General features: G+C 71.0%; 12 protein-coding genes. 6 read left to right on the top strand and 6 right to left on the bottom strand.

The annotated features are described in order from the left end of the window. Positions 1 to 100 precede the first annotated feature (100 nt). From NOCJ54_RS0105390 to cysD, 3 genes are all read right to left on the bottom strand, one after another. The gene (locus tag NOCJ54_RS0105390) at positions 101 to 1,474 is read right to left on the bottom strand and encodes a sugar transferase (protein WP_198020119.1); all 1,374 of its coding nucleotides are present in this window, start codon (positions 1,472 to 1,474) and stop codon (positions 101 to 103) included. 341 nt (positions 1,475 to 1,815) lie between these two features. Then, positions 1,816 to 3,075: a sulfate adenylyltransferase subunit 1 gene (locus NOCJ54_RS0105385; RefSeq protein ID WP_036516944.1), complete on the bottom strand. Its 1,260-nt coding sequence runs from the start codon at positions 3,073 to 3,075 to the stop codon at positions 1,816 to 1,818. Further along, entirely contained in the window at positions 3,075 to 3,989 is a 915-nt protein-coding gene (gene cysD / locus NOCJ54_RS0105380; RefSeq protein WP_028654675.1) for a sulfate adenylyltransferase subunit CysD, read from the bottom strand. Before cysD ends, NOCJ54_RS0105385 begins: the two co-directional genes overlap by 1 nt. 100 nt (positions 3,990 to 4,089) lie before the next feature. On the opposite strand from cysD, the gene NOCJ54_RS0105375 reads away from it, so the two are divergent. From NOCJ54_RS0105375 to NOCJ54_RS30465, 3 genes are all read left to right on the top strand, one after another. After that, positions 4,090 to 4,863, top strand: coding sequence for a DUF4143 domain-containing protein (locus NOCJ54_RS0105375; RefSeq protein WP_028654674.1), 774 nt, complete (start codon positions 4,090 to 4,092; stop codon positions 4,861 to 4,863). Positions 4,864 to 4,953: 90 nt separating this feature from the next. Continuing rightward, positions 4,954 to 6,120 (top strand): nucleotide sugar dehydrogenase, encoded by a 1,167-nt coding sequence (locus NOCJ54_RS0105370; protein ID WP_028654673.1) that lies wholly within the window; start codon positions 4,954 to 4,956, stop codon positions 6,118 to 6,120. Between the two features lie 116 nt (positions 6,121 to 6,236). Then, the gene (locus tag NOCJ54_RS30465; protein WP_261376750.1) at positions 6,237 to 6,365 is read left to right on the top strand and encodes a hypothetical protein; all 129 of its coding nucleotides are present in this window, start codon (positions 6,237 to 6,239) and stop codon (positions 6,363 to 6,365) included. Here the strand turns inward: NOCJ54_RS30465 and NOCJ54_RS23995 are convergent. Then, positions 6,362 to 7,393 (bottom strand): sulfite exporter TauE/SafE family protein, encoded by a 1,032-nt coding sequence (locus NOCJ54_RS23995; protein WP_051485495.1) that lies wholly within the window; start codon positions 7,391 to 7,393, stop codon positions 6,362 to 6,364. The genes NOCJ54_RS30465 and NOCJ54_RS23995 overlap by 4 nt on opposite strands. Continuing rightward, positions 7,390 to 9,240, bottom strand: a complete 1,851-nt coding sequence (gene cysC / locus NOCJ54_RS23990) for an adenylyl-sulfate kinase (protein WP_036516942.1) — start codon at positions 9,238 to 9,240, stop codon at positions 7,390 to 7,392. The genes NOCJ54_RS23995 and cysC overlap by 4 nt, the downstream gene beginning before the upstream one ends. A 156-nt stretch (positions 9,241 to 9,396) precedes the next feature. Here cysC and NOCJ54_RS23985 point away from each other — a divergent pair, with 156 nt between their 5' ends. From NOCJ54_RS23985 to NOCJ54_RS0105340, 3 genes are all read left to right on the top strand, one after another. Then, the gene (locus NOCJ54_RS23985) at positions 9,397 to 9,855 is read left to right on the top strand and encodes a helix-turn-helix domain-containing protein (RefSeq protein WP_036516940.1); all 459 of its coding nucleotides are present in this window, start codon (positions 9,397 to 9,399) and stop codon (positions 9,853 to 9,855) included. A gap of 5 nt (positions 9,856 to 9,860) precedes the next feature. After that, positions 9,861 to 10,559 (top strand): hypothetical protein, encoded by a 699-nt coding sequence (locus tag NOCJ54_RS29785; RefSeq protein WP_198020117.1) that lies wholly within the window; start codon positions 9,861 to 9,863, stop codon positions 10,557 to 10,559. 99 nt (positions 10,560 to 10,658) lie between these two features. Then, on the top strand, positions 10,659 to 10,979 hold the full coding sequence (locus NOCJ54_RS0105340) for a DUF2516 family protein (RefSeq protein ID WP_051485494.1): 321 nt from the start codon (positions 10,659 to 10,661) through the stop codon (positions 10,977 to 10,979). Between the two features lie 748 nt (positions 10,980 to 11,727). Here NOCJ54_RS0105340 and manA read toward each other — a convergent pair. Beyond that, positions 11,728 to 12,909: a mannose-6-phosphate isomerase, class I gene (manA, locus tag NOCJ54_RS23975; protein WP_051485493.1), complete on the bottom strand. Its 1,182-nt coding sequence runs from the start codon at positions 12,907 to 12,909 to the stop codon at positions 11,728 to 11,730.

Raw genomic sequence — 12,909 nt, 5'->3', positions numbered from 1 at the left:
CGGGTACGTGACCTGCGTTCCTGGTGCCAGCCGTTTGCGTACCCGCGGGTGTCGTGACCGGCCCGGTCGGGACGGCGGCGCCGGTGGTGGCAGTGCGGGACTAGTAGGCGCCGTCGGAGCCGACGACAGCCCTCACGGTCCGCGTGAGGATCGCGAGGTCCTGGAGCATCGACCAGTTGTCGACGTAGTAGAGGTCGAGGCGCATGGCTTCTTCGGCGCTGAGGTTGCTGCGGCCGGAGACCTGCCACAGGCCGGTGATGCCGGGGCGGACGAGGAGGCGGCGGACCATGCCGCCCTGGTACTCGTCGACCTCGCGCTGCACCTGGGGGCGGGGGCCGACCAGGCTCATGTCGCCGCGCAGGACGTTGAAGAACTGGGGCAGCTCGTCGATCGAGTAACGGCGCAGCCACTTGCCCGGCTTCGTGATGCGCGGGTCGTCCTTCACCTTGAACAGCAGGGCGTTCTGGCCCACCTGCTGGCGCAGTGCGTCCACCTTGGCGTCGGCGTCGACGACCATCGTGCGGAACTTGAGGCAGTCGAACGGCTGGCCGTCGCGACCGATGCGGGAGTGGCGGTAGAGGACCGGACCGCCGTCGTGGAGCTTGATCCGGAGCGCGGCGAACAGGAAGACGGGGGAGAGGAGCGCGATCAGCGACGCGGAGCCGGCGACGTCGAAGGCGCGCTTGCGCCAGCGGATCGCGCGCTCCCAGCGCGGGTGGTCGACGTGGATGAGCGGGACCCCGCCTACCGGGCGGACCTGCAACCGCTCCTCGGAGATGTCGGCGAGGGCCGGAGCGATGACCACATTGGTCTTGTGCTGCTCGAGCGACCAGACCAGCTCCTTCATGTGCTGGCTGGAGGGGGCAACGCCGCCGGTGAGGACGGTGAGCTCGACGCCGGTCTCGGCGGCGATCTCGACGAGGTCGGTGGTGCAGCCGAGGACGGGCACGCCGCCGGGGGTCTCGCCGTCGCTGGGCTGGATGTCGGTGACGGCGCCGACGACGCTGTAGCCGAGCCAGTTCTCGCGGCTCAGCACGCCGCTGAGCTCGTCGACGCGGTCGACGGTGCCGGCGAGCAGGACGCGACGCTGGAGGTGGCCACGGCGCCGTGCGCGCTTGAGGGACTGGCGGGCCAGGAGGCGGCCGCACAGCAGCAGGACCGGGCCGATGACGAACGCGAGCAGGAAGAAGCCACGGGAGAGGTCGTACTTCGCCAGGTAGCAGGCCACGCCTGTCGCGCTGGCGGTGATCATGCTGGCGTTGAAGACCCGCTTGAACTCGTCAGGGCCGGCACCGAGGAGGTCGCGGCGGTAGCCGCCGAGCAGGGCGATGACGCCGATCCAGGCGGCGATGATCTGCGCCCCGATGAGGGGCAGGTGCCTGCGGACGCCGCTGGACGAGTCGAAGACCTCGAGCTGCTCACGCCCGAGGAGGGCGAGCAGGCCGGTGGCCCCGAGCACTGCGATGTCGAGCACCAGCAGGCTCGCTGGCAGCAGCACGAGGTGCCGTGCACGTGGTGTCGGCGCTCCGACCTGCAATTGGTCGCGCGTGAATGACGACAAGCTTGTTCCCTACCCGAATGCGCACGCGCTGTGCCTCCCCACGAAGCCCTTCGAGATCGCGTGCATCGAAAACGCTATTCGGCAGGGAACGGCCGCGCAGGAGAACTTCGAGCCAGGTCCGTCGCCTTCCTCACGTACGAAAGAGGGGGCCAGATCGCCGTACTTTCGGCGTTCTGGGCTTGCGGTGCAGGAACGACGAACGGCGCCCACCCTCGCGGGTGGACGCCGTCCGGTTGGCTGCAGGCTGGCCTGGGTCAGCCGTTGATCATGCCGGCACCGACGGTGACGCCGGTCGCCTCGTCGATCAGGATGAACGAGCCGGTGGTGCGGTTCTTCGAGTACGGGTCGGCCAGCAGCGGCACCGTGGTGCGCAGCGTGACGCGCCCGATCTCGTTGACGCCGAGCTCGCGGGTCTCCTGGTCGCGGTGCAGGGTGTTGACGTCCAGGCGGTACTGGATGTCCTTCACCAGGGCGCGGCCCGTGCGGGTGGTGTGCTTGATGGCCAGCTTCTGCCGCGGCTGCAGCGGGGTGGTGGTCATCCAGCAGATCATCGCGTCGATGTCCTGCGTCGGCGTCGGCGCGTTCTTGATGCGCGCGATGGTGTCGCCGCGGGAGACGTCGACGTCGTCCTCGAGGTGGATCGTCACGCTCATCGGCGGGAACGCCTCGGAGATCTCCTTGTCGAACAGGTCGATCCGCGAGATCTTCGACGTCATGCCCGAGGGCAGGACGACGACCTCGTCGCCCGGCTTGAGGACGCCGCCCGCGACCTGGCCCGCGTAGCCGCGGTAGTCGTGGAACTCGTCCGACTTCGGCCGGATGACGTACTGCACCGGGAACCGCGCGTCGATCAGGTCGCGGTCCGAGGCGACGTGGACGTGCTCGAGGTGGTGCATGAGCGTGGGACCGGAGTACCACGACATGTGCTCCGAGCGGGTCACCACGTTGTCGCCCTTGAGCGCCGAGATCGGGATGACCTCGAGGTCGGGGACGTTGAGCTTCGTCGCGAACTGCGTGAACTCGGCGTAGATCCGGTCGTAGACCTCCTGCGAGTAGTCGACGAGGTCCATCTTGTTCACGGCCAGCACCAGGTGCGGGACGCGGAGCAGCGACAGGATCACCGCGTGCCGGCGGGACTGCTCGGTGAGGCCCTGGCGGGCGTCGACGAGCACCAGGCCGAGGTCGGCGGTGGAGGCGCCGGTGACCATGTTCCGGGTGTACTGCACGTGCCCGGGGGTGTCGGCGATGATGAACTTGCGGTTCGGGGTCGCGAAGTAGCGGTACGCCACGTCGATCGTGATGCCCTGCTCGCGCTCGGAGCGCAGGCCGTCGGTCAGCAGCGCGAGGTCGGTGTAGTCGTACCCCTTGGCCTCGCTGGTCGCCTCGACCGCCTCGAGCTGGTCCTCGAAGATCGACTTCGAGTCGAGCAGCAGCCGCCCGATGAGGGTGGACTTGCCGTCGTCGACCGAGCCTGCCGTCGCGAAGCGCAGGAGGTCCATGTTGGTTCCGGCCATCAGAAGTAGCCCTCCTTCTTGCGGTCCTCCATGGCTGCTTCCGAGAACCGGTCGTCACCACGGGTGGCGCCGCGCTCGGTCACGCGGGCCACGGCGACCTCCTCGATGATCTCCTGGATGGTGCTGGCGGTGCTCTCCACGCAACCGGTGAGGGTCAGGTCGCCGACCGTGCGAAAGCGCACCGTCCGCTCCTCAGCGACCTCGCCGTCGCGCAGCGGATTGTGCTCGCTCTCGGTGAGCAGCATCCCGTCGCGCTGGAAGACGCGGCGCTGGTGGGAGAAGTAGATGCTGGGGATCTCGATGCCCTCGCGGCCGATGTAGTCCCAGATGTCCAGCTCGGTCCAGTTCGAGATCGGGAAGATCCGCATGTGCTCGCCCTCGTGCAGGCGGCCGTTGTAGAGGTTCCAGAGCTCGGGACGCTGGTTCTTCGGGTCCCACTGGCCGAACTCGTCGCGGTGGGAGTAGACGCGCTCCTTGGCGCGTGCCTTCTCCTCGTCGCGGCGACCGCCACCGAAGGCGGCGGTGAAGCCGTTCTCCTCGATGGCGTTGAGCAGGGTGCCGATCTGGAGGCGGTTGCGCGAGGTCTTGCCGTCGTCGACGACGATGCCGTCGGCGATCGCCTGCTCGACGCTGGCGACGATGAGCTTCACGCCGAGGCGGTCGACCCAGTTGTCGCGGGTCTGGAGGACCTCGGGGAAGTCGTAGCCGGTGTCGACCTGGAGGACCGGGAACGGGATCCGCGCCGGGTAGAACGCCTTCTCCGCCAGGCGCATCATGACGATGGAGTCCTTGCCGCCCGAGAACATCAGCACGGGCTTCTCGAACTCGGCGGCCACCTCCCGGAAGATGTGGATCGACTCGGCTTCCAGCTGGTCCAGCTGGCTGAGCCGGTAGTCGCTGTGGGTCTGGGACATGCTCTGCATGGTGCCATGCACGGCCTGTCACCCCGGCATCGCCACGGGGCCGATAGACAAATCGACGAGTTTCGTGCGGAAGTCGTCCTAGAGTGCGGGCGTGGCCGCTGACTTCGTCGCCCGACTGGGCTCGCGGGCCACCGTGCCCGCGGAGGTCCGCACCACCTGGGAGGTGCCGGAGTACGTCGGCGCGCTGGCGCGGGAGGTCACCGACGACGAGCTGCGGCGGATCGCGCGGCAGGCCCGGGCGGTGCGTCGTACCGACCCTGAGAGGGTGCGCGCCGTGCTCACGGCCCTGGCCCGGCCCCCGGCGGCGGAGCTGAACAAGGCGCGGATCGGCGCGGAGGCCGGGATCCCGCCCACCACCGTCGGGCCGTACGTCGACGTGCTGGTCGCGCTCGGCGTCGTGCGCCTGATCCCCGGGTGCCGGTCCCCAGCCGCGCGTCGGGCGATCGGGCGTCCGCAGGTGGTGTTCGAGGACCCGGCCCTGGCCCGCCACCTCGCCGGTCTGGGGCCGACGGACCTCCTCGCCTTCTCCCGGCGCCGCCAGCTGGCACCGCTGCTGCGGGGCATGGTGGCCGCCGAGCTGCTGCGCCAGCAGGCCACCAGCGTCGTCGAGCACCGGGTCAGCCACCTGCGCGAGCGCAACGGCCTCGAGGTCGCCATCGTGGTCGAGCTGCCCGACAACACCCTCTACGCCCTCGAGGTACTCACGGCCGGCAGCCTGCGGCCGCACCAGTTCGCCCGGCTCGAGGCCCTGGCGCGCCGCGCCGGCGCCCGCTTCCGGGGCGGCGTCGTCCTCAACACCGCGACGGCGGGGCACCGCTACGGACCACGGCTGTGGGGACTGCCGATCGCGTCGGTATGGGAGTGACCTGCGTGGGGACCTGACGTGACGTGACGGCGGCCGCGACGTTGAGCCCGGTGTGAGGACCTCCCAGCGCCCCTGCCCGGTGGTGACGCCGTGAAGATCACCGTCGTCGGCACCGGCTACGTCGGCATGTCCAACGCCGTCATCCTCGCCCAGCACCACGACGTCTGGGCGCTCGACGTCGACGCCGAGCGGGTCGCGATGGTCAACCGGCGCGAGTCGCCGATCATCGACCCCGAGCTGCAGGAGTACCTCGCCGAGCGCGAGCTGTCGCTCACCGCGACCCTCGACAAGGAGGAGGCCTATCGCGACGCCTCCTTCGTCGTGATCGCGACGCCGACCGACTACGACCCGGTCACCAACTACTTCGACACCTCCACGGTCGAGGCGGTCGCGGCCGACGCGATCGCGGCGAACCCGGCGGCGACGATCATCATCAAGTCGACCGTGCCGGTCGGCTTCACGTCCCGGCTGTGCGAGCGCCACCTCGGCGCGTCGATCATCTTCAGTCCGGAGTTCCTGCGCGAGGGCCGGGCGCTGCACGACAACCTGTACCCGTCGCGCATCGTGGTGGGCTCCGACAGCGAGGCCGGCCACCAGTTCGCGAAGCTGATGCTCCACGGTGCCCTCGACGACGACGTCCCGGTGCTCTTCACCGGCGCCACCGAGGCCGAGGCGATCAAGCTCTTCTCCAACACCTACCTCGCCCTGCGCGTGGCCTACTTCAACGAGCTCGACACCTACGCCTCGATCCACGGCCTCGACTCCAGGCAGATCATCGAGGGCGTCGGGCTCGACCCCCGCATCGGTGCGCACTACAACAACCCGTCCTTCGGGTACGGCGGCTACTGCCTGCCCAAGGACACCAAGCAGCTCCAGGCCAACTACCGCCACGTCCCGCAGAACCTGATCAGCGCGATCGTGGACGCCAACACCACGCGCAAGGACTTCATCGCCGCCGACATCCTCGCCCGCCGCCCCCGGGTGGTCGGCGTCTACCGGCTCACCATGAAGCAGGGCTCGGACAACTTCCGGATGTCCTCGGTGCAGGGCGTGATGAAGCGGATCAAGGCCAAGGGCGTCGAGGTCATCGTCTACGAGCCGGAGCTGGAGGGGGACGCCTTCTTCAACTCCGAGGTGGTCCGCGACCTCGGAGAGTTCAAGAAGCGCTCCGACGTCATCATCGCCAACCGGCGCACCGAGGCCCTGGCGGACGTCGCGGCGAAGGTCTACACCCGCGACATCTACGGCCGGGACTAGACCACCCGCCTCGTCCGACTGCGCCGAGGGCGCACCTGCGCCCCGGGACGAACGTCCCAGGGATTTGAACCATTGTGATGGTTGGTTGCCTCGGACCCGCTGCCTACCGTGGATCCATGGAGACACTGCTCACCCTCGGCGCCCTGTGGGTCGCCGGCGCCACGGCCCTGACCCTGGCGCTCGGGCGGGCCGCGGCCAGCGACGAGCCCTTCCGGCTCGAGCAGCGGGCCCGCGTGCGCGCCTAGGAGGTCCCGGCGTCCCGGTCGCCCGTCGTCGGCGCCCGGTGACCGCTCCGGCCCGCCCCGAGGGACTCGATCTCGCTGACCGTCGGTGCCCCGAACATCGGCAGCCCGTGCCGCTTGCGGAGCACGCCCCACACCAGCGGGACCAGCAGCAGCATCGCGACGCCGATGAGGGCGACCAGGACCGCCTCCAGGGTCTCGTGCCCTTCGCCGAACGGGTGCAGGCCCGCCTTGAAGAGCAGGGCCACCCCCGACATCGTCAGCACGATCACGATGCCGCGACGGATGACCGACTGCGGCACGCGCGGCGCGATCCGGGAGCCGATCAGGGTGCCCGGCACGGAGCCGATCACGAGCGGGACCAGCAGTTCCCAGTCGAGGCCGTGGATGGCGATGTTCGCGATCGCCGCGCTCAGCACCAGCGGCACCGCCTGGACCAGGTCCGTGCCGACGAGGCGGACGGCCGACAGGCCGGGGTAGAGCATCAGCAGCGCGATCATGATGACCGAGCCCGAACCGACGCTGGTGATGCCGACCAGTAGGCCGCCGAGCATGCCGACGAGCAGGGTCGGGACCGGCCGGATCGGCGGGTTGTCGTCCGGCATGACCGCCCCGCTGCGGACGCGGCCGAGGTTGATGTAGAGGCGCAGTGCGTACGTCGACGCGGCGAACAGCAGGGCGATGCCGATGCAGAGCTTGAGCGTCTTCTCGAGGTCGGCGGGGTCGTCGGTCAGCGCGTCGACCAGGTAGGGGCCGATGAACGCCATGGGGACCGATCCCGCGATCAACCACCCGGCCAGGCGCAGGTTGGGGGAGCCCTCGCGGGCGTGCGTGATCGCGCCACCTGTCTTGTAGATCGCGGCAGCGGTGAGGTCCGCGGTCACAATCGCCGAGGTGTGGCCGACGCCGAGGAAGATCAGCGCAGGCGTCATCAGGGCGCCACCGCCCATGCCGGTCAGGCCGACCACGATGCCGACGAAGAAGCCCGCGGCTGCGATCGAGAGCGCGGTGAGGGTGATCCACTCGGTCATGGCGTGCCTGTCTCGGGAGTGGCCAGCCGCGGCAGCACGGCCGCGAGCAGGGCGTCGATCTGGTCGGCGGATGCCTCCGCGGCCGCCCGGCCACGTCGGTAGGGGTCGCGCACGTCGTGCGCGTCGACGGCACCGGCCCGGCGGTGCCCGGCGGCGGTGACCAGCGCGGCGCCCGTCAGGGACGGGTCGACGCGCTCGATGGTCTCCGCGAACTGCCCGAGGGTGAAGACCTTGCGGAAGGCGCCCGGCACCTCCTCGAGGACGAACGCGCGGTGCGAGGCCTCGGCGGTGAGCACGAGGTCGGCGTCGTTGATCATCTCGCGGGTCAGCCGGCGGCTGGCGAAGGTCTCGGCGACGTCGGCGTCGATGCCGCGGTCGGCGAGCACGACCGCCATGGTCGCGTCGACGTGGTGAGAGCGGAACCCGTGGGTCCCCGCGCTGGAGAACTCGACGTCGGGACGTCCCTGGGTCATCGCCCGCGCCCGCAGCTCCATGTACGGCGAGCGGCAGATGTTGGCGGTGCACACGAAGAGCACGCGCAGCGGGCCGCCGGTTCCGCCCGGGCGGGCGGGGGAGCTGCTGCTCTGGGTGACCGTCCGGGAGGCCCGGTTGCGCTCCGCGGGCGGCTCCGGCGTGGCCCGCGGCCCACGCAGGTCCATGATCCCCTCGGACGCGAGGGCGGCGAGCACGTCGTCGAGCGCGTCGTCGATGGAGCGGCCGGTCGTGTCGACCCGGACGTCGGCGTCCTCGGGCTCCTCGTAGGGGGAGGAGATGCCGGTGAACTCGGGGATCTCGCCACGGCGGGCCTTGGCGTACAGGCCCTTGCGGTCGCGGCGCTCGCACTCCTCCAGCGGCGTGGCGACGTGGACGAGGAAGAACCGCCCGCCCGCCTGCTCGACCATCGCCCGCACCTGCTGCCGGGTCTCGTCGAACGGCGCGATCGGGCTGCAGATCGCGACCCCTCGGTGCCGGGCGATCTCCGCGGCCACCCAGCCGATCCGGCGGATGTTGGTCTCGCGGTCGGCCTTCGAGAAGGTCAGGCCCGCGGAGAGGTTCCGGCGCACGACGTCACCGTCGAGGCTGGTGATGGTCCGGGTGCCCTGCTCGAGCACGCGGTCCATCAGCGCGCGGGCGAGGGTCGACTTGCCGCTGCCGGACAGGCCGGTGAAGAAGAGCACGAGGCCCTGGTCGGCGGGTGCGGGACGCTCCTGCGCCTCGATGTCGGCCAGCTCCGGCAGCGTCCGGCCGCCGGGCTCGAGCTCGACGACGTCGTCGGCGCCGGCGTACCAGGACAGCACCGACTGCCGCAGCGAGGCGTCGGCGTCGGACCCGTGGTCGGTCAGCGGGATCGCGACGACCGCTGCGTCGAGCATCGCTGCGACCCGCACGGTGGCCCGGAGCAGGCCGACCGGGCCGACCGCCGGCGTCCCGACGCCGACGAGGGCGGCGAGCAGGACCGGGCCGAGCCCGCGCAGCTGCTCGAGCTGGGTGTCGGTGACGAGGTCGGTCACCGGGACGACGGTGCGTCCGGCGTACCGCTCACGGGCCTCCTCCGGGGGGAGGTACAGGGAGCGGAACGCGCCGAACTGCGCGTGGGTCAGCGGCTCGACGCTGAGGCCGCGCAGGGTCCGGGAGACGCGGGCGAGGGGAAGGCCCTCGGGGTCGACGAGCTCGACCGGGTGGCCCTCGTCGAGGTGGGTCTCGAGGTCCTCGGGCAGGTCGAGGGTGATCGGGCTGCCCGGCTCGTTGAAGCCGACGATGGGGCCGGCTGCGCCGGAGGTCAGCAGCTCCAGGTCGTCGAGCTCCCGCGGGGTCGGGCAGTGCTGGGGGACGGAGGGACTCGACACGGACGTGATCGTACAGAGTCGAGTGAGTTGATCCCATTTGAAGACTGATAGTCGGGACCTTGCACCGGACCGGGTCGAGGTGCCGGTAGCTCGTGTGAACGAGTTCACGGACCGCCTGCTTGCAAAGTGCTAACTCTTGCTAGCACCATGGGTCGTATGGCCAAGGGAAAGGTCGGGAAGACCGTCGGGTCGCTCGGTGACTACCTCAAGGAGCAGCGGGTGTCGGCCCGCCTCTCGTTGAGGCAGCTCGCCGACCAGGCAGGTGTTTCCAACCCGTATCTCAGCCAGATCGAGCGCGGCCTCCGCAAGCCGTCCGCCGAGGTCCTCCAGCAGATCGCGAAGGCCCTCCGGATCTCCGCGGAGCAGCTCTACATCCGGGCAGGGATCCTCAGCCCGGACGACGGCGTCGGTGGTTCGGTCGAGCTCGCCATCCTCGGCGACACCGGCCTGACCGAGCGGCAGAAGCAGTCGCTCCTCGACGTTTACGCCTCGTTCCTCGCCCTCAACGCCGCCGAGGCGGGGGAGCCCGAGGACGAGCCGGACGCCGACGACGCCGACAGCGCTCCGATCCCGACCGAGAACGATCCCGGCAGCACCACCACCAACGAAGGATGAACTCAATGCCCAAGCTTGACCTCCCCAAGCTCGACCTCCCGAAGATCGACGTCCCCTCGATCGACCTGAAGGCGATCGACCTGCCGGAGCTCCCCCCGGCCGCCGCGAAGCCGATCTACGCCGGCGTCGGTGCCACCGACCTCGCCGTGGAGAAGGTCGTCGCCTACGTCGCCGAGGTCCAGGCCAAGGTCACCGCCCGCGTCGCCGAGGTCCAGAAGGACGTCACCACCCGCGTCGCCGGCGTGCAGAGCTCCGTGAAGGCGTTCGAGCTGCCGCAGCCGAAGTCCCTCCAGGGCAAGGCCGAGGCGAAGATCGCCGAGCTGCAGGCCGACGCCAAGGCCCTCCCGGCCAAGGTGCAGAGCAACGTCAAGGGCGCCTACGACGAGAACGTCGCCGTCGCGACCGCGCTGTACGCCGACCTCGCCAAGCGCGGTGAGGGCGTCGTCGTGAAGCTGCGCTCGGGTGAGGCCCCGAAGCCGGCCGCCCCGGCCAAGAAGGCCCCGGCCGCCAAGGCGCCCGCCGAGAAGGCCGAGGCCGCCCCGGCGAAGAAGGCTGCCGCCAAGAAGGCTCCGGCCAAGAAGGCTGCCGCGAAGAAGGCGCCGGCCAGGAAGGCTGCCGCGAAGAAGGCGCCCGCGAAGAAGGCTCCGGCCAAGAAGGCGCCCGCCGCGTCGGCTCCGGCCACCGAGGCCACGCCCGCCAGCTGAGCGAGCACCGCACAGCATCACGACCCCGGGGACTCCCCCGGGGTCGTGGTCGTTCTCGGGGCGGTACGACGCCCCGCCACCCCGTAGGATCGAGTCACCATGCAGGACGTCTTTCTTCCCCGGCTGCCCGAGGGCCTCGAGCTCGGCTGGGCGATCGAGGGCTGGGTCTTCGTGATCGTCGCCTTCGTCGTCCTCGTCGTGAAGGTCTTCGCGCTCGTCAGCGCGCTGCTCTACTCCAACGAGGCGTACCACGCGGCCGACAAGCTCAACAAGACGACCTGGTGCGCGATCCTCGGCGTCGGCGTCCTGCTGCACGTGGTCCCCGTCCCGCTGACGCTGGTCAACCTCGCACTGCTCGTCGCCGCGCTCGTCTACCTCGCCGACGTGCGCCCCGCCCTCGCCGGCCTGCGCCGACGCTGACGGTCACGCCGCTGCGCACCGCTGACGGCGGCGCACCGGACTGTCCCCGGCACAGCCCGCCTGTCGGGCCCGCTGGGTCTGCCGCTGGTTGAGGTGTGAGGCGCGCCAGCGCCGAGCCTCGAAACCTGCGGCACCGGTGCACGGACTGTGCCCACTACAGCCCGTCTTGCAGGCCCGGTGGTTTCGAGGCTCGGCCGCGGGCGGCCTCGCACCTCAACGAGCTGGATGGCGCGAGTGCGTCGCTCGTTCCTCGCGCCGCGCTGCCGCGCCGCGGTTGCCTCCGGTGCAGGGCTGGCTTGGCCTGGCGGCAAGACCGCCGGCACGCGCGACCTCGCCTCCCTGCGCCTCCGGTCGCTCGTCCCTCGCTCCGTGCGGCTCTGGGCCGGCTCGGTCGCGCGTACGCCGGCCCTGCGCCCGCTGGTTGAGGCGTGAGGCGCGCTAGCGCCGAGCCTCGAAACCTGCGGCACCGGTGCACCGGGCTGTGACCGGGACAGTCCGCCTGGCCGGCCCGGAGGTTTCGAGGCTCCTCGCTGGCGCTCGTCGCACCTCAACCACCGGGGGTGGAGCGACGCGCTCGCGCCGCGGGCGTGGTCAGGCTTGCCGCCAGGCGGTCTCAGCCATGTACCGGGGGCAACGGCGCGCGCGGCAGCGCGGCGCCCGCGCCGGAGGCGCGTCGGCGACAAGCGCGGGCCGAAGCGGAGCGAGTGCCCGTGCGCGGTCGTCGACAGGCGACGCGCTCGCGCCAGACCTACAGCAGGTCGAAGAGCTGGCCGCGCTCGTCGGTGCCGGGGACGAAGGCCTGGGCGATCTCGCCGGTGCCGCCGACGCGGAGCTCGCCGTCGCTCTCGTCGGCGAAGGCGACGTCGCCGCGGTGCAGGCGGAGCACCTCGTCGCGGCGGTTGACCAGGGCCACCTCGCCGCCGGTGCACACGAGCAGGCGGGTGCCGGAGGCGGGGAGCACGACGCCGGCGGGGTCGGCGGGGGAGCTCTGCGTGACCGACAGGGCGAAGTCGTCGCAGGGGGCGAACACGTCGGTGGAGTAGTTGAAGACGCGCGGCTCGACGCGGGCGGCGCGGGAGGTGCCCTCCTCCAGGCACTGCACGAGGCCCTGGGCGTCGATGTGCTTGGTGGTCAGGCCGGCGCGCAGCACGTTGTCGGAGGAGACCATGACCTCGAGGCACAGGCCCTTGAGGTGCGCATGGATGATGCCGGTGGCGAGGTACGCCGCCTCGCCGGGCTGCAGGGTGAGCCGGTTCAGCAGCAGCGAGATGATCACGCCGACGTCGCCGGGGCAGTGCTCGGCGATCTCGACGGCGGTCTCGAAGGCGCGGCGCACGTCGCGGCCGGCGTCCAGCGCCTTCTCGCAGGCGGTGACGACCTCGCCCACGGTGTCGGGCGCGGGCGGCTCGGCGAGCAGGCCCTCGATGAGCCGGATGATCCCGTTGAACCCCGAGTGCACCGTGAGGCTGGACATCAGCTGGTCGGCGAGCGGGTGCTCGAGGGCCTGCAGCACCCGCATGATCTCCGAGGTGCGGCGCAGGCCCACGAGGGTGTCGAAGGTGCTGAGCGCGTAGACCATCTCGGGCTTCGGGTGCGGGTCCTTGAAGACGCGCGCGGGGGAGTCGAGCGGGATGCCCGCGTCCTCCTCGGCGGCGAACCCGGCGGCGGCGCGAGCGGCGTCGGGGTGCACCTGGATGGAGAGCGGCCGCTCGGCAGCGAGCACCTTCAGCATGAAGTCCAGCTCGCCGGCGACCTCGGTCAGCGGCTGCTCGTCCCCGGAGGGCTGGACCACGCGCGCGGTCCCGAGCGGGTGGGTGCCGATCCAGACCTCGGCGACCCGGCTGCCGTCGGCGTCCTGGCGCTGGAAACCGGGGATGGCGTGGGTGGAGCCCCAGTCGTACGACTGGGTGGGACAGCTGAGCGCGCGCAT

The sequence above is a fragment of the Nocardioides sp. J54 genome, assembly GCF_000519005.1.
In the GTDB taxonomy this organism is placed as follows: Bacteria; Actinomycetota; Actinomycetes; order Propionibacteriales; family Nocardioidaceae; genus Nocardioides.
Note: the sequence above shows the minus strand (reverse complement) of the source record. Positions and strands in the feature narration are given on the sequence as shown.